Below are 25,045 nucleotides of genomic sequence, written 5' to 3' on the forward strand. Positions count from 1 at the left end.
GGCTGTGCTTCTATTGTTCATTTTACTGATAGTTCACAATGAGTTGTAGCTGCTCAACGATCACAGCTCGTCGCTCATTGTCTGGCAACTGAAAACGGAAATACCAAGGCATTGTTGGATCCCCTAAGCTATCCGTCTGCCCGCTTTCAGCCACGAGCATGCACTGCTGTTGCTGACACAGCCAAGCGTGCACCACGCGCCCAGCAGGCACACGATATGACCAACGCACGCTACGCGTGCGCTGCCCCTTGAGTAACTCAGGTTGGGGACTTTGTAAAGCTTGTGACTGATAGATACGTCCTGCAACAGCCACCCTCACGGCCGGTGCACTGGCCACCCAACTGCCAGGCGCAGCCATACTATAGTTTGCAGCACCACCGAGCAATACTAAGAATAAACTGATCTGTAATACTCGCATCATGGTTGCAATACCAAAAGCTCAATGCCAAACAATTCTTCTGCAGCCTGCTGCACATTACTCAATAAGCCACGACTTGATTGTACAGGAGGGTGCATCGCTAACAGGCGTTTTGGCCCTGAACGCAAACCCAGCTGCTGTAGTACGCGATAAGCTTTACGAAAACCATCCTTATCGATATCAATCCACAGTGCCCAACGGCTCTGCTGACTCGCAAGGAGCTCAAGGTGCTCACTGTTAACATCGAGTGCCACTACTCGCCAATGATCGGGGTTGCCAACCCAGCGTTTACCGGCTGCCGCCCACGCCTCTAATACGGCTGTCACCCGTGCAACCTGTGCCGCAGACTCATCAGGCAAGCCAACCACCATCAAGGTGATTTTCTCTGATGACACAGGTTCAGCAACGCTTGATGCATCCTGTTGGCCACGTGCTTGTACCCAGCGCCGCAATCCTGCTGCTTGGTCTTCTCCATTCATTTTGTTGTCACCAATAAGTGCACTACAGCATCCAATAACACCGATGCGTTATATGAGCGGCGCCCCAACACATGCGCTAAATGAGTGCGCAGATCAATTGCCCAACGTGTCTGCATATAATCTAAATAACAAGCCAAAGCTGCGATGCTAGTAGATAAAAAACGCAGTAATTCGTTGTCTTGTGCGACCAAGCCCGATGCTTCAAGCAAACTCCACGCCTGCCGTGTTAAGCCTGGTAATTCATCATGACGCAGCTGTTCAAAAATCAAACGAATACAATCGCCCATCTCAGCGTAGTCTGGTGCTAGCCAATAATAACGATCCACCACCAACTCGCTATTAGGCACACTTAAAGTGGCACACCATGCTTGTGTCTGAGTACTATCACTTTTCATTTGTACCGGCCAGTGCTGTAAAACCACCTGCACCGACTGCCCGCGATAACGCAAATCACCTTGATAAGCAGCAAGTTGCTCACTGGGCAATTGCACCAGCTTGCAACGTGCATCTTGAAAATGCACAAACGTATTGCCATGCACTACAGCAATCCATGGCATTTCCCGTTCTGCAAGCCACTGCCACACTGGAGCTTCGGGCAGCCCTGGCAATATATGGGAAGCCACTCCTAAAGTATCGCTCGCCCACGCAATGTGGCTGACCAGATCTGCATTGTCTTGCCGTGCCAATAATAAAGGCAATCCTGCGTCACTGAGGGCTAAATCGGGCATCAGCCAAGCGCAACCAAACAAAGGTTTTTGCCGAGCCCAGAGCACCGCAGAGCAATCCCGCTGCGGGATCAATGAATACAACTCCGATAAGCGTTGCGCTTGCAAACTCACAGGCAAGCCGATCAACGCCCAAGCCTGCTGTAAGACGTTAAAGTCCGGCACATGCTGCTCTAAAACAGCAAAGAGCCCAGCAGCGGTGCGGCCTGTTTTACTGACTACAGCAGACTGAGACTCTACTGCAGTTGACGTTACCACGGTTTTTTCTAAAACCTTGGGCGTTTCTTGCGCAGTATTTGTATGGGCGATGGCCAGTGCTTCACGCACCAATAACTGCCGATCCACCGGCACTAGGTCTTCCGGCACCCGCTGCCCACAAGACAACCAGTGCAAACGTAGTTTTTTATAAATAATGGTATCGAGCAATGGACCTAAGCGCGCGGCCTCATCACTTTTTGTAAGAATACAGTCTTGCAGTTGAACGCCCGCCGCAGTCGCTGCTGCTTTATACGTATCAACCACTTCAGCCAAGGTTTCCCGTTGGCTAGCAGCATTCAATAACAACAACAAGCGCACCGGCAAATCACCGTTACACAATTGCCCCACCTGTTCCACCAAGCGTTGATCACGTTGACTCATACCCATGGTATCAACCAACACCAAGTGTTTATCTGTGAGTTTGTTCAGCAAATCTTTCAACGACACCTCTTCAGACAGGGCATACATATCCACGCCTAAAATATCGGCATAAATGGCCAACTGTTCTTTTGCACCGACACGGTAGCTATCGGTGCTGATCAAAGCTAAACCTTGATTGCCGTGATGCAACACATAATGACTGGCCAGCTTCGCAGTGGTGGTAGTCTTACCCACCCCAGTGGGACCAATTAACGCTACCACCCCACCGGCATTGAGCAACTCCAGTTCACTGTCCGGCACCAAAATACGTGCACTCAACTGTTGGTACAGCCAATCTGCCGCATTGCCCTGTTCCACCAGCAAAACAGGCGGCAACTCAGACAGTAACTCTTCAACCAATTGCTGACTAAAGCCGGCATCCAATACACAACGCTGCACCCATGCTTGTAAGCTGTGGTCCACTTCAGTATCTGTGTGTGTAGGTTGCCGACTGAGCATTTCGCGCATCTCTTGCATCTCACTGAGCAAGCGTGAACTTAAGGCAGCAAAATCAGTATCCGGTGACGCTGCTGGCGTTGGTGTAACCGCTGCGCTCTTAACCTGAGGGGCTTCCGCTGCAACAGCGCCTTGTGTCATCACCCCTAAATCATCCTCAGCGATGGCTAGAATCTCAACGCCTTCGGGCACTTCACGGGAAGCTAGAATCAGTGCCTCGGGGCCTAAGGTAAGACGCACTTGGCGCATTACATCACGTGTCGTAGCACCGACAAATCGTTTAACGCTCAATTACTGGCCCCCCACTAAATTGATCACCTTCAGGGTACGATCATCCGGAATTTCAGCTTGAGACATCACTACTAAATATTTCAAGCGCCGACGTAAAAAGCGCGATAATAACGCCCGTACACTATGCTGTACGACCAGTACCGGCGCTTCCCCGGCAGCCTCTTGCCGTTCTAATGCCGCTTGTGCCTGCGCCATCAAGGTTTCAGCTAAACCTGGTTCTAACCCCCCACCATTGTGTAAGGCTTGCAGCAAAACTTGCTCTAAATTCACATCCAAGCCCATGACCCGCAACTCATCTTCACCACCGAACCATTGTTGAGTAATGGCACGCCCTAAAGCCACCCGCACCACTTCTGTTAACTCCAACACATCGGTTTGTTGCGTTGCATGCTCGGCTAAAGTATCTAAGATGGTGCGCATGTCACGAATTGAGACCTCTTCATGCAGCAGGTTTTGTAATAAGCGCTGCAACAGCGTCAAACTGACCAGTTTCGGCACCACGTCATCCACCAAGGATTTATTATCCCCCGCCAGTTTATCCAACAAATGCTGTACTTCTTGTCGACCGAGCATTTCAGCAGCATGCTGATGCAATAAGTGGTTTAAATGGGTAGCCACCACAGTGCTAGCATCCACGACCGTATAACCATACACTTGGGCATACTCACGCTGGTTGGCTTCAATCCAAACCGCAGGCAGACCAAAGGCTGGGTCCTGCGTGGGAGTACCGTCCAATTGGCCTGTCACCTGGCCGGGATCAATCGCCAGCCATTTGCCTGGATACACTTCAGCTCGCCCCACTTCTGCACCTTTTAAAGTGATCACGTACAGGTTAGGTCCCAACTCTAAGTTGTCACGGATATGCACCACCGGCGGGAGAAAACCAATATCTTGTGCAAATTTTTTCCGCACACTTTTGATCCGCCCGAGTAACTCGCCCTGCTGACGCTGATCAACCATAGGGATCAAGCGGTGCCCCACTTCCATGCCTAAAGTATCCACCAACTGTACATCATCCCAACTGGCTTCCGGTGCTTCTTGCACAGGGGGTGGCGTGTTCACCACAGCATCCACCAGTTTTGCTTCATTACGGCGCATGGTCCACCACGCTAACGCAGCTAGCATGGCGGTAAAAAGCAAAAACACAAAGTTGGGCATGCCCGGCACTAACCCCAGCAATCCCATCACACCGGCTGCTAAAATCATCACCTTAGGACTGACAAACAACTGGGTAAGCATCTGTTGGCCCACATCTTGCTCGGTGTTGACCCGCGACACCGTAACCCCAGCTGCAGTAGAAATCACCAGCGCTGGAATCTGAGCCACCAATCCGTCACCAATGGCTAGCAGCACATAGGTTTGCGCTGCATCAGCAAAATTCAAACCGTGCTGCAGCATGCCGATCAGTAAACCACCAATGATATTGACTGCCATAATGATCAAGCCAGCCACAGCATCACCGCGCACAAACTTACTGGCACCGTCCATCGAACCATAGAAGTCAGCTTCTTGAGACACTTCTGCACGACGACGACGCGCTTCATCCTCCGCAATCAAGCCAGCATTTAAATCTGCATCAATGGCCATCTGCTTACCAGGCATCGCATCTAAGGTAAAACGTGCACCCACTTCAGCAATGCGCCCCGCACCTTTGGTGATGACCATAAAGTTGATGATCACTAAAATCAGGAACACCACCAAGCCGACAGCAAAGTTCCCGCCTACCAGAAACTGGCCAAACGCTTCAATCACTTTCCCAGCAGCAGCCCCCCCTTGATGGCCTTCCATCAACACCACTCGGGTTGACGCCACGTTCAACGACAAGCGCAACAAGGTTGTAAACAGCAGTACCGCGGGAAAAGCAGCAAAATCTAAAGGTTTTTCAGTGAACATACTGACCAGCAACACCATAATGGCCAGTGCAATGTTAAAGGTGAAAAACAGGTCAAGGGCAAAAGGCGGTAACGGCAAAATCATCATGGACAAAATCATGATGATCAGCAGTGGGCCGGCCAAGACTTTCATCTGGCCTTTGTATTGCGTATTAAAGCGCGCCAAGTACTGGCTCAGCCCATTCATTCAGATTCCTCTTGTGCTTGGGTGCGACCTTTAGGTTCAGTCATTTCAGTTGGAACGGGTAAATCCTGTGGCACCGTGGGTGCTTCACCGCCTTCAGCTTGTACGCGACGCAACTGAAACGCCCACGCCAACACTTCCGCTACTGCGGTATAGAGTTCCATGGGGATTTCTTGCTCTAAATCCACATGATGGTACAAGGCACGGGTTAAGGGCGGTGCCGACAATATAGGCACAGCATGCTCTTGCCCTAGCTCGCGAATCCGTGCAGCGACCACTCCCGCACCTTTTGCCACAACAATGGGCGCGGCCATTTTACCGTCTTGATAATTTAAGGCCACTGCATAATGTGTTGGGTTGGTAATAATAACATCGGCCTCAGGTACTTTACTCATCATACGGTTACGTGCCATTGCTTGTTGTTGTGAACGGATACGCGCTTTAATGTGTGGATCGCCATCGGACTCTTTATGTTCACGTTTAATTTCTTCTTTAGTCATGCGCAACTTTTTAGCGTGACTCCACAATTGATAAGGCACATCAATCAACACCACGACTATTAAAGTCAGCACCATCAAACCGCAGGCTTGGGCAATGAGTTTTAAAGCATTGGTTAAGGCTTGCGTTAAAGGCTGATCCATCAGCGACATCAGCTCGCCAAGCTTCGCAATCAAAAAGAAGATGGCAACGCTACCCACCAGAACCGATTTTGCAATGGCCTTACCCAATTCGGCCAAGGCTTGCGTCGAAAAAATCCGCTTCACCCCTTTAATTGGGTTCAATTTAGAGAGCTTCGGCACTAAAGACTTGGCAGAAACCAACCAGCCTCCTAAAGCAGCTGGTGCCACCAACGCAACCACCACCAACAGCAAAAACAACGGCACCAACGTCAACAGGGTGTCTTTACCTAGCATCAGCACGTGCATTAACATCACTTTGCCGTCAAACGCTTGTTGGCGTTCGAAGGTAAAAGAGCGCTCCATCACTAAGCCCAGTTGCGCATAGAGCACATCTCCCATGCTCCACAACCCGATCAGCCCTGCCAGCAGCATCAGAAAAGTGGTCAACTCGCGAGAGCGCGCCACCTGACCTTCCTCTCGCGCCTTTTCTATGCGTCGGGGCGTTGCGGCTTCGGTTTTTTCCTCATCACTGGATTCTTCAGACATAGCACTCAAGTCTACAGGTGGGCAAATCGATGGTTAATAAGCGGTCACCGTTAAATTTTCAAACACAAACCGGTCAGCCGTGCGTCACACATAGGATGCTTAAAAACCCAAATCATCGAGCAATGCATCCACTTGATCCTGTCCACTCACCACATCAGATGCTTCTTTATTCACTTGCGGGCCGTTTAATAAAGAAGGCTCCTGCTGCGTTTTGCTGACAGTGTTTTTTTGTGCAAGCTGGGCACGGATTTTATCACCATCCTTCACATCCTCCTGCACACTATCGAGCAATACCTGCACCAGTTGATGCTCAATTTCTCGAATCACATCCATCATCTTTTTGATGACTTGCCCAGTCAGATCTTGAAAGTCTTGCGCCATCATGATGTCTAGCAACTCAGCATTAGTGGCCTGAGTTTTCTGCGGCACAGAACGCAAATAGCTGCGGGTTTGCTCCACCAAATCACGCGCCTGCTCCAACTCAATGGGGTTCGCAAACCACTCATCCCAACGCTGATCCAATGCCTGCGCCCCAGCTTCCAGCTCATCCTGCAACGGCTTAGCTTTATCAATGGCATTCAATGCCCGCTCAGCGGCTTGTTCAGTCATGCTAGCCACATAACTGAGGCGGTCTCGAGCATCCGGAATCGACTCAGTGGCTTTCATGATGTCTTTATCCAACCCCAGCTCCAGCATGCTGTCTCTGAGCATGCGGGTGAGCTGACCAATACGGGTAAGCAAATCATCAACCTTAGCTGGATCAGGAGCATGCGGCTGCTCATATGTACCTGTCATAACTACCTCTCTTGACTAAGCTTGTATCCTTAGTTTGATGCACTTACCTGTTACTTGCCTAGTTTTTCGAAGATCTTATTCAACTTTTCTTCTAATGTAGCTGCAGTAAAAGGTTTCACCACATAGCCACTGGCACCCGCTTGCGCTGCAGCAATGATGTTATCTTTTTTCGCTTCAGCGGTGACCATCAATACCGGCAAGTGTTTTAAAGCTTCATCGGCGCGGATAGCTTTTAATAATTCAAGGCCATCCATATTCGGCATGTTCCAATCCGACACCACCAACTCAAACGCCCCGCTATTGAGTTTATTCAACGCATCACGACCATCTTCGGCTTCTTCAACGTTATTAAAGCCCAGCTCTTTTAAAAGTCCACGGATAATACGGCGCATGGTTGGAAAATCATCCACCACCAGTACATTCATATCTTTATTAGCCATGTTTCTTCCTCATCGAGTGTAAATTATTTAAGCGCCAGCACAATGCCAGCCTAAAGTTAAAATATTGCCCAGTCGCCATGCTGACTCTGTTCCACCGGTGTCTGCAGAGCGCACGAAATGTCTGAGTTGGATGCCCGCTGCAGTCTATTAAGACTGTACTGTTACTGCTCAGCCCCCGCACCTAAACGAAACTCAGACACTGCCCCCTCCAAACGTCCGGCTTGTGCCTCTAAAGCGGCGGCTGCGGACACCGCTTCTTGCACCAAAGATGCGTTTTGCTGAGTGACTTCATCCATTTGTCCCACCGCAATATTGACCTGCCCGATGCCATCGCTTTGCTCCTGAGAGGCAGCAGAAATCTCATCCATAATATCTGTGACACGCTTCACGGCCACTTCAACCTCCTCGATGGTGGCACCGGCTTGATTCACCAATTTAGAGCCGGTTTGAACCTGCTCCACCGAGCTATCAATTAAAGTTCGAATTTCTCGTGCTGCATCGGCACTGCGGCCAGCTAAATTACGCACCTCACCAGCCACCACAGCAAAACCACGCCCCTGCTCACCAGCACGAGCCGCTTCTACGGAGGCATTCAGTGCCAAAATATTGGTTTGAAAAGCGATGGAATCAATTAAACCAGTAATATCCGAAATTTTCTGTGAGCTCTCAGCAATCAAAGCCATCGTACTCACCACTTGATCCACCACATCCCCGCCACGGGTGGCGGTATTTGAAGCATCTAACGCTAAACCACTTGCTTGACGAGCATTGTCTGCGTTCTGTTTCACCGTAGCGGTTAACTGCTCCATACTGGCGGCGGTTTCTTGCAAAGAGGCGGCCTGTTGCTCAAGACGTGAAGATAAATCTGCATTACCCATGGCAATGTCTTGCGCCCCTGCATAAATACTATGACTACTGCTACGTACTGTACCCACCGTTTTTTGCAGCCCTACCTGCATCTCACGCATAGCGGTAAAAAGCTGACCAATTTCGTTTTTACTCTGAACCGCAATGGGATGGGACAAGTCCAAATTGGCGATGTGCTGCAAATTCGTCACCGCTGTGCGTAATGGCCGAGTTACAATAGAGCGCAAGCCCAAATACACAGCAATCATCACCAATACCGTCAAAGCTAAAACCAAAATACCAACCCATGTAAACTGAGCCACTTGCTGCTCATAAGCACTCATCAGTCCATTACCACGGCTTTCTGCAAAGTTTTTAAAGTCGGCTGTACTGCTCTCTAACTTACGATGCGCCTCACTCAACGGTTCTCGAAGCCGGCGAGCTTGAGCTATTTGGGCCTGCGCCAAAGCAAGCAACTGCTCATCCATCAGTGCAAACATAGTGTGATAATCACGCGCTAATACCGCTGCTAATTCTGCCCCGCGCGGTGCCTTATCAGTCGACACAAACAATTCCAGCCCTTGCCGAGCCTGCGCCAATAAAGTACGTGCCTGTGCTTGCGCCTGCTCACTGTGAACATGACGCTCTGCCTGCAACTCAGTGTGCGCTATTTCTAATTGCAAACCTGCCTGCAGCATATGGATTTCGACCTGACTGATGTGCCCCACATTCACACGGCTGAGCGACTGAATGGCATTGTCAGCCACACGACTGGCACTGAAGCCTAGCACCGCAATGATGCTAATGAACACGACAAATGCGGCCACGGCACTGTTGATTGCCGAGTTGATACTGATGTTGCGCAATAATTGATTCATAACCCACTTCCTGGCTGAAGGGAAAAATAACCTGTCACATCAACTGACGAATGTACTTAAACGCGCTGCGCTCGACCGGACTTAGACAGCTGTGCTAACAGCCAAGGTGCTATTTTATCCAGACTGAGCACCTCAACAGCAGCGTTTAACGCAATGGCTTCACGGGGCATACCAAACACTACACTGCTGGCTTCATCTTGCGCCGCCGTTTGTGCTCCGGCTTGACGCATCGCCAATAAACCAGCGGCACCATCCTTCCCCATACCGGTCAAAATCACTCCTAAGGCATTGCGCCCAGCATACTGCGCCACAGATTCAAACAGCACGTCTACTGAGGGGCGATGACGATTGACTGGCTCACCATGATCCAAACGCACCACATAGTTAGCCCCGCTACGGATCAGCTTGAGGTGTGCCTCTCCCGGCGCAATGTAAGCATGGCCAGGCAAGATGCGCTCACCATCTTCAGCCTCTTTAACTCGCATACGGCACAATCGATCCAACCGCTCAGCAAAAGAACGTGTAAACCCTCCAGGCATGTGTTGTGTAATTAAGATTCCTGGGCCGTTCGCCGGCAAGCCCTGCAACACCTCACGAATGGCTTCAGTACCGCCGGTTGAAGCACCTATTGCCACCAGCTTTTCGCTGCTGATTAAAGGCGCGCGCGGGGCACTTTTCGGTGCACTTGGCTGCACAGCAGCTGGGTTTCGATGCGGTCGTACTAATAAGGATTGACGGGGTTTAGAATGCGCTGCTGCACGAATCTTTTCTGCAATCAACTCAGCATATTCCAGCATACCGCCGCGGATACCCAAGGTTGGCTTGGCAATAAAATCCAATGCTCCTAACTCCAAAGCACGCAAAGTGACCTCAGAGCCCGCTTGAGTCAAAGACGAAACCATCAACACAGGCATCGGCCGTAAGCGCATCAAACGTTCTAAAAAATCCAACCCATCCATGCGTGGCATTTCCACATCCAAAGTCAGAACATCTGGATTATGGATTTTAATGAGATCACGCGCGACCAATGGATCCGGCGCAACGGCCACCACTTCCATATCATCGTTGGCATTAATGATCTCACGCAACAGATCGCGAATCAGTGCTGAGTCATCCACACAAAGCACCTTGATCTTAGCTGCACTCAAGACAATTCTCCTTGGTAATATAAGGTTTCACAGTAACCCGGCACGCGTATTCGGCTCAGCGATCAGAAACCAACTCATAAATCGTCTGCCCACGTAAACGAAACGTCTTAGTGATGTAAGTAAAGTTTTCCGAATGACCGGTAAACAGTAAGCCATCAGGCTTTAACAAAGGTGCAAAGCGCTTCAAAATTTGGGCCTGGGTTTTCTTGTCAAAATAGATCATCACATTGCGACAGAAAATAGCGTCAAACTGCCCACTCACCGGCCAACTCGGGGCCAGCAAGTTCAACGGTTGAAACTCTACAATACGAGCCAACTCGGGCTTCACTTTAGCCAATCCAGTATTGCGCCCTGTACCACGCATAAAAAACCGTTTGGTACGCTCAGTACCCAGTTTTTTAACCTGCTCGACAGGGTAAATACCACTGCGAGCGATGCTCAAAGCATCGGTATCAATATCGGTACCCACCACCTGAATATTTCCGTGACTGCTCCCTAGAGTTTCCAATAACGTCATAGCAATAGAGTAAGGCTCTTCACCGGTAGAGGCCGCTGCACTCCAGACTCGAACCGGCCCAGTGCGCCCTGCCACATGCTGCGCCAACAAAGGAAAATGATGGGCTTCTCGGAAAAATGCGGTCAGGTTAGTGGTTAGCGCATTCGTAAAAGCCTCCCATTCACCGCCTCCAGAACTGCTTTGCTCTAGCAAAGTCAAATACTGACTGAACTGTAAGAAACCATGCTCTCGCACACGCTTAGCCAAACGGCTGTACACCATGTTGCGCTTGTTATCCGCCAGCACAATGCCCGCATGTTGGTAAATTAAGCGAGCAATCTTCTGAAAGTCGGCATCGGTCATCACCAGATCCCGCTCATACATTTGCCCAGTTGCAGGGCGTTGTGTCCCTATCACGCTAGAACGACTCAAAATGTTTCCCATTCATCCTGTTCCTCCACTTGTTGACGCGAAGGTAAGCGGTAGCCGCTTGCTCGCTCCGGATTGCTGCCTGCATGGGCTTGCAACGCGGTACCGCTCTGCGGTGCACTCGACCATGCCGTATCTGCCATTTTTTCTTCCGTTCCCTGCACACGGAAGGCGGCAATAGAGTGCGCTAAATGCACAATTTGCTCTTCAAGCTCGCTGGCGGCATGCGCTGAAGCCTGAACTAAAGCGGCGTTTTGTTGAGTGACCTCATCCATCTGAGTGACGGCCTGATTAATTTGCCCGATGCCATCACTTTGCTCTTCAGAAGCTGCAGAGATTTCACCCATAATGTCATTAACACGAGTTACCGACTCCACTACTTTTTCAATGGATTGCTCAGCACGGCGCACCAAATCTGCACCGCTTTCAATCTCACTGGAAGAACTATTAATCAACAACCGGATTTCTTTGGCTGCATCAGCAGAACGCCCCGCCAAGTTACGCACTTCACTGGCCACTACAGCAAAACCACGGCCTTGCTCTCCAGCACGGGCAGCTTCCACTGAGGCATTTAATGCCAGAATATTGGTCTGGAAAGCAATGGAGTCGATCACGTTAATGATGTCGGTCATTCTGTGAGAACTGTCCGTAATGCGCTCCATGGTTTCCACCACTTGCCCCATCACCGCACCGCTCTCACCTACAGTGTGAACGGCCTCTTCCGCTAAACTACTGACTTGACGGGCGTTATCCGCGTTTTGCTTAACCGTTGCTGTGATCTGCTCCATACTAGCGGCTGTCTCCTGCAGTGAGGCCGCTTGTTGCTCAGTACGAGAAGACAAGTCCTCATTACCATTGGTAATGTCTTGCGCTGCTGGGGTTACGACACTGATACCTTGGTTAATGTCCACAGCCATACTGGCCAAACTTTTACGCATGATGTCTAAAGCTTGGAAAACTTGCCCACCTTCATCATTGGTTTGTTTAAAGTGCGCTACACCTAAGTTACCCGCAGCAATTTGCAGAGTAAAAGTGACAGCATCACGTAGCGGCTGCAAGAAACGGCGTACAACCACAAGGGCAACCCCACATAACAACACGCCGAGCAACACAACAATGCCTTGATACATTAAAGTACGCTGCTGCTCTTGCTGCGCTTGAGCAATGAGTTCATACGCCAACTGACGCTTGGCCTGTAACGTGCGCTGCAACTGTTCAGACAATTCACGCCCCTGCTGCTGCAGCCGAGTTTGCAGCGCTACACCTGCATCAGCCTGAGCAGCCGCCGCGGCCAATAATGCATGTTGGTACTGCTCCAACTGAGCACCCAATTGCGTTGTGCGTTCATCTTGATTGTCTGCTTTAGCAGCGTAACTGCTCCAAACTTCTTGCTGCGTCGCATTGAGCTGTTGCAAGTATTGGGTCAAGGATTCTCGCCCGCGAGTTTGGCTCTCCAACAGCTGCTCACGCCCTTGAACACTCAGGCGATCCAAATATTGCAGCTGTGCCACATCATCCAATCCAGTTTCAGTCAATGCTTGTAAGTGTTGCGCCGTGTGCTGTTGATTCAGAACACCTAAGCCAGCCATGATCAACAAAAACAGCGCAGCCATACCCAATAAAGCGCTGAAACGCACTTGCATAGAGCTGAAATTAATCCCTTGCCACCAGCCTCTCAGGCCCTTATTGCGTAACTGGCCTTGGTGCAAAGTCAAACTTTTACCACGCCCACTGCGGATTTCTGCGTATGCTTTTTCTGCCGCAGCGATATCTTCCCGTGAGGCTTGAATACGTAATGAGGCATAGCCTTTAACTTGGCCATTCTCAATAATCGGTGATACCGAAGCATTCACCCAATAATAGTCACCGTTCTTACGGCGATTTTTCACCAAACCACGCCAAGTTTTTCCAGATTGAACCGTGCTCCATAGATTAGCAAAAGCCTCTCGCGGCATATCAGGGTGGCGCACCACGTTATGGTGCTCGCCAACTAACTCTTCACGCGCAAAACCACTGACTTTAACAAAACTGGGGTTAACGTAAGTGATATCACCTTTGAGGTCCGTGCGTGAGACCAGTAAGTCTTCCTCATTGAGTTCATATTCCCGATTTGTAACCGGCTGATTATTTCGCATAGCATGATTCCTCTAGAGCATCCCACCCCAAGTGCGGAGCATATACTCTGTCCTTTAATTTAGTGCTGAGCTCCCGTTCACAAACGGACGCTGTTCTTGAATGTTGAACATGATGCATGAATCAATAATGCCCCGCCTCAGTGCGCGAATCTTGATCCAGCTTAAACTGCACTACGCCACTGCGCAGCTGAGCCGCTTCCTGTTGTAAGGACGCTGCGGCACTGGCCGCTTGCTCCACTAAAGTCGCGTTTTGCTGAGTAACCTGATCCATTTGACTGATGGCCTGATTCACCTGACTGATACCATGGCTTTGCTCACGTGATGCCGAGGCAATCTCTTCCATGATGTCCGTCACTTGCTGCACCGCAGTTACGATGTCTCCCATGGTTTGCCCTGCTTCATCCACCAACACAGTGCCAGCCTCAACCCGCAATAATGATGCTTCAATTAAAGCTCGAATCTCTTGGGCTGCATCTGCACTGCGTTTAGCTAAGTTATGCACTTCACCGGCCACCACCGCAAACCCACGACCCTGTTCACCAGCTCGCGCCGCTTCCACCGAGGCGTTCAAAGCCAACATGTTGGTTTGAAACGCAATAGCATCAATAGCCTCAATGATGTCGGTGATTTTATGGGCACTTTGATTAATATCACGCATGGTACCCACCACGTTATTCACTACAGCACCGCCACGTTGCGCAGTGCCTGTAGCTGTTACAGCCAAGCTACTGGCATAACGTGCATTTTCCGCATTTTGTGCCACAGTCGCCGTCAGCTCCTCCATACTGGCTGAGGTTTGCTGCAATGCAGCAGCCTGCTGTTCGGTACGCGCCGACAAATGTTCATTGCCCGCTGCAATATCTTGCGAACTTTGCTGAATCGACTGACTGCAACCACGCATTTGTCCCACCATGTGTGCCAAGCTGCGTTGCATATGGGCCACGGAGCTGTATAACTGACCGATCTCATTGCTGCTGATCTGCTCAACGGGCTGAGATAAGTCACCAGCGGCAATACGGCTAAAATGTGTGACAATGTGCTCTAAAGGCCGGATCACATTCACTGTCACCCCCCAAAACACCACCAACACAATACCTGCAGTAGCCAACACCACAGCAACAATCACGCCTTTTAATACACCTGCCAATGCATTGAACTGCGCTGTATGTGAGGGGTTCTCAACCAAGGTGACGGCCGCACTGGCCTCATTCAAGGCATACCAAGCCAACCCAGCCATTACCAACACCAAGCTGCTGAATACGGCCAGCACCAGTATCCAGCTCAAACGTACAGTCATATTCTTAATAAAACTCACCTTGACTCCCTAGCCAGTGCCTGGCGTGTTCGAACACATACGTCCCGCACGCTCACAAGGTTAAACCCTAACTTATCTGGTATAGACATCATTCAGCTGCGTGCTCAACCAGTGCCATTTCTTCACTGTTCAACAATTTATCAATGTCCACGAGCACCAACATACGTTCATCAACACTGCCCAAACCGCTGAGGTAATTTGAGGACAACACCATGCCAAACTCTGGCGCGGGTTTAATTTGCTCCGGTGTTAAGGTCATCACATCAGACACACTGTCCACAACAATACCGACCACACGCTCCCCCACATTCACTACGATCACAACGGTCTGTACACCATACTCAACAGACTCCAAGTTGAACTTAATACGTAGATCAACAATGGGTACGATCACCCCACGCAGGTTAGTCACACCCTTAATAAAATCCGGCACATTAGCGATGCGCGTGACATTTTCGTAACTGCGAATCTCCTGCACCTTCAAAATATCAATGGCATATTCTTCGGAACCCAGAGAGAACACTAAAAACTCACGATTATGCGCCTCACCTGCCGCGGCATCTGCAGTACTTGAATAACTCATGGGGATACGCTCTCCTGTAAAAGCTTGGATTCGACTGCTGTAGCCGAATGGCCCGCTTGTTTTTTAAATTGGTTTAACCGGTGCATATCGGCAATATCAAGAATCAACGCCACTCGCCCATCACCTAAAATAGTGGCTGCTGACACACCGGGCACTTTGCGATAATTGGTCTCTAGATTTTTCACCACCACTTGTTGCTGGCCTAGCAAATCATCCACTAGCAAGGCGTAGCGGCGCCCTTCACCTTGCACCACAACGGCAATGCTTTGCGTGGGCTGCGTTTGCGCATCGGCGACATCCAACACTTGATGCACGGCAATCACTGACAGGTACTCATCGCGCACTTTCAGCAACACATCATCACCCATCGCGCTGTACAGATTGGCCGCGGTGGGTTGTAAAGACTCAATCACCGCATTCAACGGTAAAATAAAAACTTCTTCGCCCACTTTAATCAACATGCCATCAAGAATGGCCAAAGTCAGAGGTAACACGATACGTGTCGTAGTGCCTTCACTGAGCTTCGACTGCAGCTCTACATGGCCACCCATCGTTTGAATGTTACGTTTGACGACATCAAGACCCACGCCACGACCGGACACGTCACTGACTTCTTTTGCAGTAGAAAAGCCAGGGGCAAAAATCAGCTGCCAGACTTCCTCATCACTGATATTGTCTGCCACGGCCAAGCCATTACTGCGCGCTTTGGCCAAAATCTTCTCGCGATTCAAGCCGGCGCCATCATCTTTAACTTCAATTAGAATATTGCCGCCCTGATGCTGTGCCGATAAGGTCAAGCGACCCGTACGTGGTTTACCGGCAGCTTCGCGCTCATCCGGCCCTTCAATACCGTGATCTAGACTGTTACGCACCAAGTGAGTCAACGGATCAATGATGCGCTCAGTCAAACTCTTATCCAGTTCAGTTGAGGCGCCTAAAGTCACCAGTTCCACATCTTTATTGAGCTTACTGGTTAAGTCGCGCACCAAACGTGGAAAGCGGCTGAACACATAATCCATCTGCACCATACGAATGGACATCACCGCCTCTTGCAGATCTCGTGCATTGCGTTGTAATAAGTTCATACCATTGAACAAAGCATTGTGAGTTGCACTATCCAGTTCACTCACAGTCTGCACAATCATCGACTGCGTAATGATCAGTTCTCCTACTAGATTGATCACCTGATCCACTTTATCTACAGGTACGCGAATCGAGCCGCCTCCTTCCGTGCTTTTACTCGCCCCCGCACGCGGCGACGACGCAGCTTTTTGTTTGGGTGCAGCAGAAGATGAGCTGGCTTGGGTTTGTGCACTTGATGTCGAAGTTGCTACGGGTTGAACCTCGGCCTCAGGCGCTGCAGCATTGGCAGTTTTAGCGGCAGATTGGTGAGCCTCAAACTCAGCTTCAAGCGCCATGGCTTGGGCCATAGCATCCAACTCAGACCCCGTTTCTGAGCTGCTTTCAAGTTCAAGCGTGGTTTCACCAGCAGATTGAGAAGCAGGCGCGGACGCCTCACTGTCCAGCACTTGAATGCTCAGCTGTTCAGGCTCCACAATGAAATACATCACTGCTTCAATATCATCCATACTGGCAGTGCTATGCAATACAATCTCATAGCGCCCGTCTAGGGCACGGCTGTCCACCACTTCGCCAAATAAAGCCAGTTCTTCTTCCAGCAATTTGGCATCTTTTTCTGTGACCCCAGTGAGCACCACCAAAAGTGGCATGCTCGCCTCACTTTCCGCAACCTCACCTTCAGCAGTGGCTGCATCACCTTGTTGCTGATTGATTTCATCTTCAGCCAACTGTTGCAGTACTTGGCAGATACGCGCATAGGCCTCAGGATCAGGTTCACTGCCTTGACGATACGCATCCAACTGCTCCTGCAGCATATCTTTGGCCTCTAAAAAGGTGTCAACGATATCTCGGCGCAGCTGTAGCTCGCCATGCCGAGTCGAATCCAACAAGTTTTCCAGCAAGTGCGTGGTATTTTGCAACGCCGTAAAACCAAAGGTGCCGGCCCCGCCTTTAATCGAGTGTGCCGCACGGAAAATTGCATTCAATTGCTCTGCATCGGGCTGATCCACATCCAGCTCTAGCAGGTGCTGTTCCATATCTGCGAGCAACTCTCCGGCCTCTTCGAAGAACGTATCGTAGAACTCTGTAATCGGCATGCTGGTCCACACTTTCCTTTTAAACAGCTATTAATCTTGGCTCTGTATTTGTTCAGGCGCACCACTTATCTCACCCTGAACCTCTGCAGTCACAGCCTCCACCACTGAGGGCAATTCATGCTCTGCTTGACCTTCACGTTTGAGTAACTTAGGTGAGCGAATACTGTCGGCAGTTTCTTCATACAGCACCGTCAAAGTAATACGTCGGTTGATGGGATCCATCGGGTTATCTGGATTTAAAGGCATACGATCAGCCATGCCAGAAACGCGTAATAACTTACCCTGATCAAAGCCCGCCGCGGCTAACTCACGGCGCGACGCATTGGCACGCCCAACAGCCAACTCCCAGTTACTGTAACTGTGGTATCCACCTGCATAAGCTAAGCTGTCGGTGTGACCTGTAATTTCGAGCTCATTGGGCAATTCGTTCAACAAAGGCGCAATGGTACGCAACAAATCCCGCATATAAGGCGCAATCTGCTCACTGCCCACGGCAAACATCGGCCGATGCTCGGTATCCACCAACTGAATACGCAAACCATCATTGGTGATTTCCAAACGCACCTGCGGACTCAGCTCACGTAATTCAGGATCATTTTCCACAACCCGTTTAATTTGATTGCGCAAGCGCCTTAAACTTTTTTGGCTGTCATCTGCCCGTACCGGCACAGGGATTTCAATGCGTATCCGCTCGCCTTCAGCATGAATCGGATCGGCACCGCCTCCTGGAATGGCACTGCTGCTAGCTGCATTTTTATTACCCCCCGCCAAAGCAGTCACTAAAGGTGTACGGAAATACTCACCGACACTGGCTTTCTGCTCTTTACTGGAACTGGACAACACCCACATCACTAAAAATAGCGCCATCAGCGCTGTCATAAAGTCAGCGAAGGCGATTTTCCAACTACCACCGTGGTGGCCTTTAACAACTTTTTTACGACGAATGATGATGGGACGGCGATCTTGGCTCATTCGCTCTCCTGCCTCGGCTCACTCGCACTGCGCACATACTCCTCCAGCTCCGCGAACGAAGGACGCTCTGTACTACTCAATGCTTTACGCCCAAACTCCACCGCCAACTGCGGTACCGAGCCATTTAAACTAGCCAATAAAGTTACGCGAATACACTGCAACACCTTGACCGCCTCATCCGCTTGTCGCTCAAGACGGCTAGCCAATGGCCCAACAAAGCCATAGCCCATTAAAATCCCAAGGAAAGTCCCCACCAAAGCATGGGCAATCATCTCGCCCATTAAGTCAGGGCTGATATCACTGGCGCTAAGGGCTTTCACCACCCCCATCACCGCAGCAACAATACCGAAAGCTGGCAAACCTTCAGCTACTTTATTTAAAGCATCGACAGGAATATGGGCCTCTTGCTCAAAGGTCTCTATTTCGTGCAACATCAGCTCATCAAGCTCAAAAGGGTCTGTGCTACCGCTGACCATCAAACGCAAATAATCCGTTAGAAAACCCATCATCATCGGGTCTTCCATAATAATGGGGTGCTCACTGAAAATTGGACTTTCTTGCGGGTTCTCAATGTCGCGCTCAACCCCCATCATGCCGTCACGACGGATTTTATTGAGCAACTTGTACTGCACTGCCATCAATTCCAAGTACACAGTTTGATTGTATTTACTGGTGCGCTTCAGGCGTCCAAAAGTACTGATTGTGGCTTTAATGGCCTTACCATTATTACTGGCAACAAAGCCTCCAAGGGCAGCGCCACCAATCATCACAAACTCAAACGGTTGCAGCAGAGGCCCTAAGTAGCCGCCCGACATCACATAACCGCCGAACACCGAAAAAATGACAATCGCGAATCCAAGAAGTATTAACACTCATAGTTTCCTTAACAATGGTATAGCCTCTACAGTTTTATCAGCCGCTCAGCCACTTTAAGCGTCCACCTAAAAAAGCGCTGACTATACCAGTCGAATAGTAATAATGCTTTAGTATAATCTCTGCGTATCATTATACCGCAGCAACACCTGTCAATGGACACTCTAAATCTGAAAAAAACTGCTATAAGTCAATGCTTTAGCAATGAGTTAAAGTATTTTTGAAGAAAAGTAAAGCTCGAAAAACCAAATGCCGTCAGAGCACATTCAATGTTTAAGACTGTTGCTTATCAACCTGCAGCTCATGCACCCAAACCAACAACTCAGCAATCACTTGGTAGAGCTGAACTGGAATTTGCTCATCAAGATCTAACCCCATCAACAAGTTCAGCAACTCAGGCGCATCGTGCACAAAAATACCGTGTTGCTGCGCCTGTTCAATGATGCGCTCAGCCACATCGCCATAACCGCGCGCTACCACATAAGGGGCTGCAACATTTTCGTTATAAGCAAGCGCCACAGCTTCACGTCGCCGCTCACTGGGCTTACGTTCACTACTCATGATTTTGCTCCTCAGCAGTCAATGGCCGCACTTGCACCAATACCTCCGTGAAACCACACACCTTTTGTAAGCGCTGCCGTAAAGATTCAACCCCAGCTTCTAAACGTGGCACCACGGTGTCAGCGGCGGCACTTAAAGTGAGTGCCAACCGAGTTTTTTGCAAATTCAACTGTGCCTTAATATCACCTAAAGCAGCGTGACGTAGCGTCAGCTCTGAGCGCCAGCCCTGCTCCTGCTCAGAAGTCTGCTGCTCAGCCTCCTCACCGTGCTCCTGCGCCTGACGCTGCACAGCTTCGGGCAATTGAATCACCAATGCCATAAACAGCCCTGTCCACACATCACCTTCCCAGCGCAATACTGGATTGACCAACAACTCCAATTGATGCCGCACAATATTTTGCAACCCCTCTTCCATAGCAGCATGGGTCACCGCTCGCGTTTTGGCTAAGTCAGTATCTAAATGCCCCATGGCTTCAGCCGTAGCCGCAGCTTGCCCTTGCGCAGCAGTGGGCGCTGTCGTGTGCCCAGCAGGCGCTGCAGCGGAACTGGCACGGCCAGCCAACACTTGCGTTGCGGTTTCAGTTGTCAGCCCACGCCCCGCTGCATTCAAACGCATTTGCGGCTCACGTTGCAGCTGCGCTAAAGGCAGCTCACCACGAAACCAGCGCGCCAGGTGCGCCTCATAAAACAGGCCGCTATCTTTAATACTGCTCGCTAAACGACTGGCCACCTCTGCGGTCGAAGCCCCCCCCTGCTCAGACGTAACCGGCACTAAAGGTTGCACCGTACGCACAACAGAAGGTGGCGCTGGAAACTGACCGAGCACATCGGCAATGGTACGGGCTGCAGGACTGAAATGCGTACTGATCGACGCTTCAGCGCGAACTGTAGGCGCTAGGGGCAAAGCTGCGCCTTGCGATGAGCGCTGCCCTTGAGCTTCCACTAACGCAGGCCGCCCCTCTAAACGCGGATCTAAACGAGAGTCACTGTGCACTGCGCGAGTCGCTTCACTGGGCAGTAATGGCTTCACAGGTTCAGTTTGAGTACGACCCTCTGGGGCATCCATGCGTTTGCCCAACACCTGGTGCAGTAACGTATCCAACAACGGCGTCACTCCACTCACAGCACACCCCTCTTAAATAACGGCATCAACGGCGTTCTGTGGTGCCGTAAGCCTGATTCAACTTGCGCTGACGCTGCGACACTTCGAGCAATTCGCCCAACTCATCACGACGTGCAATTAAGTTGGCCTGAATTTCTTGATCATGTATCAACAATTGCTGCAATAATGCCAGCTTGCGCGCCTGCTGAGCTGAACTCAACGCCACACCCTGCTCACGTTTTTTCAGCTGCCCTACCAACGCCACATACTGAGCATGAGTTTCACTTAAGGCCTGCCAATCTTGCTCGCGACTGTGCAATAGCAAACGTGCTGAGACCTCCAGCAAACGTTGATAGCCTGCCATGATCTGCTCTGAGCTGTTGCACTGCAGCACCGTCATTTTATGCTCCTAAGGACTGCTCGCCCATTTCGCGCCAAGCCGAACCGATGCTTTCTAATAAGCGCTCAGCTTCTTCTAAGCGGGCCACATCATTTTGCAAATTGGCCTGCAACAGCAAGGTGTTCACGTACTCGTAAAGAGAGGCTAAGTTCTCTGCCACCTCACCGCCTTGCTCACGATCCAGCGCTGCTAGCAAACCATTATTAACAATATCCAGCACCTTAGAGATAGCAGCGCCTTTTTCGGCCATTTGACCCTTTTCCAAATGCAACTTGGCCGTACGCAGGTTCGTCTGCGCACCATCAAACAACATCATAATCAACTGATGCGGCGTAGCCGACATCACATTACTTTCCACTCCAACGCGGGCATAAGCGCCAGCACCACGACCGTAAGCGGCACGTCTGTGCACTGTATTCATTCTTTAACCTCGTTCAATTGGCTTGATTATCCCTGCAATCACTTACGCCCTAATTGGGCATTCATGGCATCAAATTGTTGCGTTAAATAGCTGCTGGTGGAGTTCATCCCCGCAATCAAACTGTCCATTTGCGCAAACTGCGCACGATAGCGGGCAATAGTGGCATCAATGCTGCGCTCCATACGCTCAAAACGCTGATCTAAACGCTCAATACTTTTATTCAGCCCAGTAGTGGCATTACTCAGCGCACCACGATCATCCAGCATACGCTCTAAGGTTTGGCTTAACTGCCCTGCCATACCAGCGCTTTTACTGTCGGCCGCAAAGAAATCGGCCAAACCGTGCAGGTTATCGCTCAGCACGCGATCAAGCTTTTCCTCATCCAGCTTGAGCTTGCCGCCCAACTCCATACTCACTCCCACATCACTGAGCATATTGAATTCGCCACTACTGACGCCTGTACTCAGCGCACTGCGCAACTGCGACTCAATGCCACGCAAGGTGTTATCCCCGAGCAAGATACCAGCCGACCCTGGTACGCCACCGTAACCGCTTAATTCGCCCATGGTGCTTTTCAAGCCGTTATAAGCGTCGACAAATCCTTTCACTGCCTTTTTGATACTGTCATTGTCCCGCTCAACATTTAAACTACTGCTACCCGTTTCCGTGACATCCAAAGTAACCCCTTGGATAGCACCTTCAACGCGATTGCTTTGGCTGCTGATATTGATACCGTTAACTTTAATTTGGGCGTTTTGCGCAGCAAGCTTAGTTTCATCATCCTGCATTAAGCCCACACCGCCAAAATCAATATTTTCAATGGCTGCATCAGTACCGGTGGCGGTAGAGGAAAACACTAAGCGGTGCGGCGAACCACTGCCATCATTAATAATAGAAGCGCTGACGCCAGCGTTCTTGCTGTTAATGGCATCACGAATGCTTTCCAGCGAGCTATCGCCTTGCGCTATTTCCACAGCAAGGGTTTCATTATTCCCAAACGTAAAGGTAAGAGTGCCAGCGCCCAGCTCGGCGTTTTTATCCGCCACCCCCATTGTCGCTACACTAGATGCTTGAGCCAGCTGCACAACTTCGACCTGATAACGCCCCACCGCAGCCTCGACTCCTGCTGCGGCCGTGATACCCGTACCATTGACCTTGCTAGTCACGCTTTGATACAAATCTCGATCATTGAGCCGTTCGGCCGCCACTTGAAACTGCGACAGCGCTCCTTCCAATTTACCGTAAGCTGAAATTTTGGCTTGATAGCTGCCTTTTTGCTGCACAATCGGCACTAATTTCTGTCGTTCAGCGCCTTCGAGCTGGTCAAGCAAACCGTTCAAGTCAAGCCCTGAACCAATACCTAATGCTGATATACCCGCCATTATCTTGTTCCTTTATCAGTACTGCGCTGCTGTTCTACTCAGTGCAATAGGCACCATAGCGCACAGATTCGTTCTATTACTTTAGTTTATCGGCGCTGCGTACAAAAACTTTAATGGGTTTTAGAGCCCGCGCTGCAGCTCAACTGCTTTTACCAGCACACCCAGATTCAGCACCTTAGCCACCCTCAAATCAACTCCACGAAACTGCACACAAACGCTGCAAAATCAAAATTATGCTTATTTTGTCACTTTCTTTATAAATAATCCTAAAGTTTTAATTTGCATTGCCGATAACTTGTATAGCGAGGGGCAAAAGGGAAAACAATCCAAAGGCTGATAAAAAAGTTTTTTGTAAATAGCCCTAAAGTTTTCCCAGTACCGCCCGATAACAGAATTAATTGCCCAGCAACCCAAGGCAACTGGAACACAGTTAAGGGTTGATCAGGCACAGCAAAGTAACCATCGAGCCAGAGGCTCTTTACACTAAAGAAGGACATCAATATGTCAGTGATCAACACCAACATTACTTCCATGATTGGCCAATCTAACCTGAGCAAATCACAAAGTGCTCTGCAAACCAGCATGGAGCGCCTATCTTCTGGATTGCGTATTAACAGCGCTAAAGACGACGCCGCTGGCCAGGCCATTGCTAACCGCATGACTGCCCAAATCACTGGCCTTGCACAAGCACAGCGTAACGCTAACGATGGTATTTCCATCGCACAAACCGCTGAAGGTGCGTTAAACCAAGTGAACGACAACTTGCAGCGCATTCGTGAGCTGAGCGTACAGGCCGCCAACGGCAGTAACTCACAGAAAGACTTGAACTCTATTCAAGAAGAGATTACTCAGCGCCTAACTGAGATCGATCGTATTTCTGAACAAACCGACTTCAACGGCGTGAAAGTACTGAAGCAAAACAGCGGCCTAGATGTTCAGGTAGGTGCTAATGACGGTGAAAAAATCACTGTTAATCTTAAAGAAATCAACTCAAGCACTTTAGGCCTCCAAGGATTTAATGTGAGCGGACTATCCGCCCCTATCACAGAAATTGTCACAGATGATGGTGCAGGCACCATTACTAGAAAACCTATTGATTTAAGTGGTATCAATAATGGTCCTGGTGGAGAAATAACACTACACGGCTATGGTGAGTTTACTTCTTCGACAGGTCTTTTTCAGAATTACGCCATTAAAGATGCCGACGGCAATATGTACAAGCTTGATGCTGACTCGGTTGATGCTGATGACGGCACAGTAACGATGGATTTTACTGATGCAAACGGCTTAACCACAGCGCAAGAAGCTTATGCTACAGATGTTGAGAATGGCCTAACCTCCACAGCAAACCCACTTGCAGCGTTAGACTCTGCGTTAAACCAAGTAGACACCCTGCGCTCTGAGCTCGGTGCGGTGCAGAACCGTTTTGAAGATGCCATCACCAACTTGCGCACCAACGAGACTAACCTCTCTGCAGCGCGCTCACGCATCGAAGATGCAGACTACGCGGTAGAAGTGGCCAACATGACACGTGCGCAGATTCTGCAGCAAGCAGGTACTTCGGTACTGGCGCAAGCCAACCAGATCCCACAGAACGTATTGTCTCTGTTGGGTTAATCTGAACCCCTAGCTACAGCTTCGGCTGCATTGCCAAGCTAAAAGCCGGCTCCTTTGTGGGGGCCGGCTTTTTTATTACGCCTTGACCAGTACCCCAAGCACCCTCCAAAAACCACCCATTAATCCTTACACTCTAAAGCCCTGCCAGCACGGTTGCGCCACTCCCATTGCTACCAGCCTTCTTGC

22 protein-coding genes are annotated in these 25,045 nt (G+C 50.1%); 1 reads left to right on the top strand and 21 read right to left on the bottom strand.

The window, feature by feature from the left end:
- Positions 1–22: 22 nt before the first annotated feature.
- From TOI97_RS08770 to fliD, 21 genes are all read right to left on the bottom strand, one after another.
- Positions 23–421, bottom strand: a complete 399-nt coding sequence (locus TOI97_RS08770) for a flagellar protein FlhE (protein ID WP_321553745.1) — start codon at positions 419–421, stop codon at positions 23–25.
- The gene (locus TOI97_RS08775; RefSeq protein ID WP_321553746.1) at positions 418–897 is read right to left on the bottom strand and encodes a hypothetical protein; all 480 of its coding nucleotides are present in this window, start codon (positions 895–897) and stop codon (positions 418–420) included. The genes TOI97_RS08770 and TOI97_RS08775 overlap by 4 nt, the downstream gene beginning before the upstream one ends.
- Positions 894–3,047, bottom strand: coding sequence for a flagellar biosynthesis protein FlhF (gene flhF / locus TOI97_RS08780; protein WP_321553747.1), 2,154 nt, complete (start codon positions 3,045–3,047; stop codon positions 894–896). Before flhF ends, TOI97_RS08775 begins: the two co-directional genes overlap by 4 nt.
- The gene (gene flhA, locus TOI97_RS08785) at positions 3,048–5,072 is read right to left on the bottom strand and encodes a flagellar biosynthesis protein FlhA (RefSeq protein WP_373332738.1); all 2,025 of its coding nucleotides are present in this window, start codon (positions 5,070–5,072) and stop codon (positions 3,048–3,050) included.
- Positions 5,073–5,122: 50 nt separating this feature from the next.
- On the bottom strand, positions 5,123–6,289 hold the full coding sequence (gene flhB / locus TOI97_RS08790) for a flagellar biosynthesis protein FlhB (protein ID WP_321553749.1): 1,167 nt from the start codon (positions 6,287–6,289) through the stop codon (positions 5,123–5,125).
- 99 nt (positions 6,290–6,388) lie between these two features.
- A complete protein-coding gene (gene cheZ / locus TOI97_RS08795) occupies positions 6,389–7,084 on the bottom strand; it encodes a protein phosphatase CheZ (RefSeq protein ID WP_321553750.1) in 696 nt (231 codons plus the stop codon).
- Positions 7,085–7,134: 50 nt separating this feature from the next.
- A complete protein-coding gene (gene cheY / locus TOI97_RS08800) occupies positions 7,135–7,524 on the bottom strand; it encodes a chemotaxis response regulator CheY (RefSeq protein WP_321553751.1) in 390 nt (129 codons plus the stop codon).
- 161 nt (positions 7,525–7,685) lie between these two features.
- Entirely contained in the window at positions 7,686–9,248 is a 1,563-nt protein-coding gene (locus tag TOI97_RS08805; RefSeq protein ID WP_321553752.1) for a methyl-accepting chemotaxis protein, read from the bottom strand.
- Positions 9,249–9,304: 56 nt separating this feature from the next.
- Positions 9,305–10,396, bottom strand: coding sequence for a protein-glutamate methylesterase/protein-glutamine glutaminase (locus TOI97_RS08810; protein WP_321553753.1), 1,092 nt, complete (start codon positions 10,394–10,396; stop codon positions 9,305–9,307).
- Between the two features lie 55 nt (positions 10,397–10,451).
- Entirely contained in the window at positions 10,452–11,276 is an 825-nt protein-coding gene (locus tag TOI97_RS08815) for a CheR family methyltransferase (protein WP_321553792.1), read from the bottom strand.
- Between the two features lie 44 nt (positions 11,277–11,320).
- On the bottom strand, positions 11,321–13,456 hold the full coding sequence (locus TOI97_RS08820) for a methyl-accepting chemotaxis protein (RefSeq protein ID WP_321553754.1): 2,136 nt from the start codon (positions 13,454–13,456) through the stop codon (positions 11,321–11,323).
- A gap of 121 nt (positions 13,457–13,577) precedes the next feature.
- On the bottom strand, positions 13,578–14,771 hold the full coding sequence (locus TOI97_RS08825; protein ID WP_321553755.1) for a methyl-accepting chemotaxis protein: 1,194 nt from the start codon (positions 14,769–14,771) through the stop codon (positions 13,578–13,580).
- 88 nt (positions 14,772–14,859) lie between these two features.
- Complete coding sequence (locus TOI97_RS08830) at positions 14,860–15,354, bottom strand: chemotaxis protein CheW (RefSeq protein WP_321553756.1); 495 nt, start codon at positions 15,352–15,354, stop codon at positions 14,860–14,862.
- Positions 15,351–17,531: a chemotaxis protein CheA gene (cheA, locus tag TOI97_RS08835; protein WP_321553757.1), complete on the bottom strand. Its 2,181-nt coding sequence runs from the start codon at positions 17,529–17,531 to the stop codon at positions 15,351–15,353. The genes TOI97_RS08830 and cheA overlap by 4 nt, the downstream gene beginning before the upstream one ends.
- A 30-nt stretch (positions 17,532–17,561) precedes the next feature.
- Complete coding sequence (motB, locus tag TOI97_RS08840) at positions 17,562–18,503, bottom strand: flagellar motor protein MotB (RefSeq protein WP_321553758.1); 942 nt, start codon at positions 18,501–18,503, stop codon at positions 17,562–17,564.
- Entirely contained in the window at positions 18,500–19,375 is an 876-nt protein-coding gene (gene motA / locus TOI97_RS08845) for a flagellar motor stator protein MotA (RefSeq protein WP_321553759.1), read from the bottom strand. Before motA ends, motB begins: the two co-directional genes overlap by 4 nt.
- A gap of 274 nt (positions 19,376–19,649) precedes the next feature.
- On the bottom strand, positions 19,650–19,937 hold the full coding sequence (locus tag TOI97_RS08850; protein ID WP_321553760.1) for an EscU/YscU/HrcU family type III secretion system export apparatus switch protein: 288 nt from the start codon (positions 19,935–19,937) through the stop codon (positions 19,650–19,652).
- Complete coding sequence (gene fliK, locus TOI97_RS08855) at positions 19,930–21,060, bottom strand: flagellar hook-length control protein FliK (protein ID WP_321553761.1); 1,131 nt, start codon at positions 21,058–21,060, stop codon at positions 19,930–19,932. Before fliK ends, TOI97_RS08850 begins: the two co-directional genes overlap by 8 nt.
- Before the next feature lie 25 nt (positions 21,061–21,085).
- The gene (locus tag TOI97_RS08860) at positions 21,086–21,439 is read right to left on the bottom strand and encodes a flagellar protein FliT (RefSeq protein ID WP_321553762.1); all 354 of its coding nucleotides are present in this window, start codon (positions 21,437–21,439) and stop codon (positions 21,086–21,088) included.
- A 1-nt stretch (position 21,440) separates the two neighbouring features.
- Positions 21,441–21,860, bottom strand: a complete 420-nt coding sequence (gene fliS, locus TOI97_RS08865; RefSeq protein ID WP_321553763.1) for a flagellar export chaperone FliS — start codon at positions 21,858–21,860, stop codon at positions 21,441–21,443.
- A 38-nt stretch (positions 21,861–21,898) separates the two neighbouring features.
- Positions 21,899–23,242, bottom strand: a complete 1,344-nt coding sequence (fliD, locus tag TOI97_RS08870; protein ID WP_321553764.1) for a flagellar filament capping protein FliD — start codon at positions 23,240–23,242, stop codon at positions 21,899–21,901.
- A 501-nt stretch (positions 23,243–23,743) separates the two neighbouring features.
- Between fliD and TOI97_RS08875 the strand changes: the two genes are divergently transcribed.
- A complete protein-coding gene (locus TOI97_RS08875; protein WP_321553765.1) occupies positions 23,744–24,859 on the top strand; it encodes a FliC/FljB family flagellin in 1,116 nt (371 codons plus the stop codon).
- Positions 24,860–25,045 lie beyond the last annotated feature (186 nt).

The organism is Denitrificimonas halotolerans (assembly GCF_034259425.1).
Lineage (GTDB): Bacteria > Pseudomonadota > Gammaproteobacteria > Pseudomonadales > Pseudomonadaceae > Denitrificimonas > Denitrificimonas halotolerans.

Coding starts and splice junctions, on each gene's coding strand:
- cheZ (WP_321553750.1), bottom strand. CDS start 7,084: ATGACAGGTACATATGAGCAGCCGCATGCTCCTGATCCAGCTAAGGTT.
- cheA (WP_321553757.1), bottom strand. CDS start 17,531: ATGCCGATTACAGAGTTCTACGATACGTTCTTCGAAGAGGCCGGAGAG.
- TOI97_RS08850 (WP_321553760.1), bottom strand. CDS start 19,937: ATGAGTAGTGAACGTAAGCCCAGTGAGCGGCGACGTGAAGCTGTGGCG.
- TOI97_RS08830 (WP_321553756.1), bottom strand. CDS start 15,354: ATGAGTTATTCAAGTACTGCAGATGCCGCGGCAGGTGAGGCGCATAAT.
- TOI97_RS08860 (WP_321553762.1), bottom strand. CDS start 21,439: ATGACGGTGCTGCAGTGCAACAGCTCAGAGCAGATCATGGCAGGCTAT.
- flhA (WP_373332738.1), bottom strand. CDS start 5,072: ATGAAAGTCTTGGCCGGCCCACTGCTGATCATCATGATTTTGTCCATG.
- TOI97_RS08875 (WP_321553765.1), top strand. CDS start 23,744: ATGTCAGTGATCAACACCAACATTACTTCCATGATTGGCCAATCTAAC.
- motB (WP_321553758.1), bottom strand. CDS start 18,503: ATGAGCCAAGATCGCCGTCCCATCATCATTCGTCGTAAAAAAGTTGTT.
- fliS (WP_321553763.1), bottom strand. CDS start 21,860: ATGAATACAGTGCACAGACGTGCCGCTTACGGTCGTGGTGCTGGCGCT.
- cheY (WP_321553751.1), bottom strand. CDS start 7,524: ATGGCTAATAAAGATATGAATGTACTGGTGGTGGATGATTTTCCAACC.
- TOI97_RS08770 (WP_321553745.1), bottom strand. CDS start 421: ATGATGCGAGTATTACAGATCAGTTTATTCTTAGTATTGCTCGGTGGT.
- TOI97_RS08775 (WP_321553746.1), bottom strand. CDS start 897: ATGAATGGAGAAGACCAAGCAGCAGGATTGCGGCGCTGGGTACAAGCA.
- TOI97_RS08815 (WP_321553792.1), bottom strand. CDS start 11,276: ATGTATGAGCGGGATCTGGTGATGACCGATGCCGACTTTCAGAAGATT.
- flhB (WP_321553749.1), bottom strand. CDS start 6,289: ATGTCTGAAGAATCCAGTGATGAGGAAAAAACCGAAGCCGCAACGCCC.
- fliD (WP_321553764.1), bottom strand. CDS start 23,242: ATGGCGGGTATATCAGCATTAGGTATTGGTTCAGGGCTTGACTTGAAC.
- TOI97_RS08805 (WP_321553752.1), bottom strand. CDS start 9,248: ATGAATCAATTATTGCGCAACATCAGTATCAACTCGGCAATCAACAGT.
- TOI97_RS08820 (WP_321553754.1), bottom strand. CDS start 13,456: ATGCGAAATAATCAGCCGGTTACAAATCGGGAATATGAACTCAATGAG.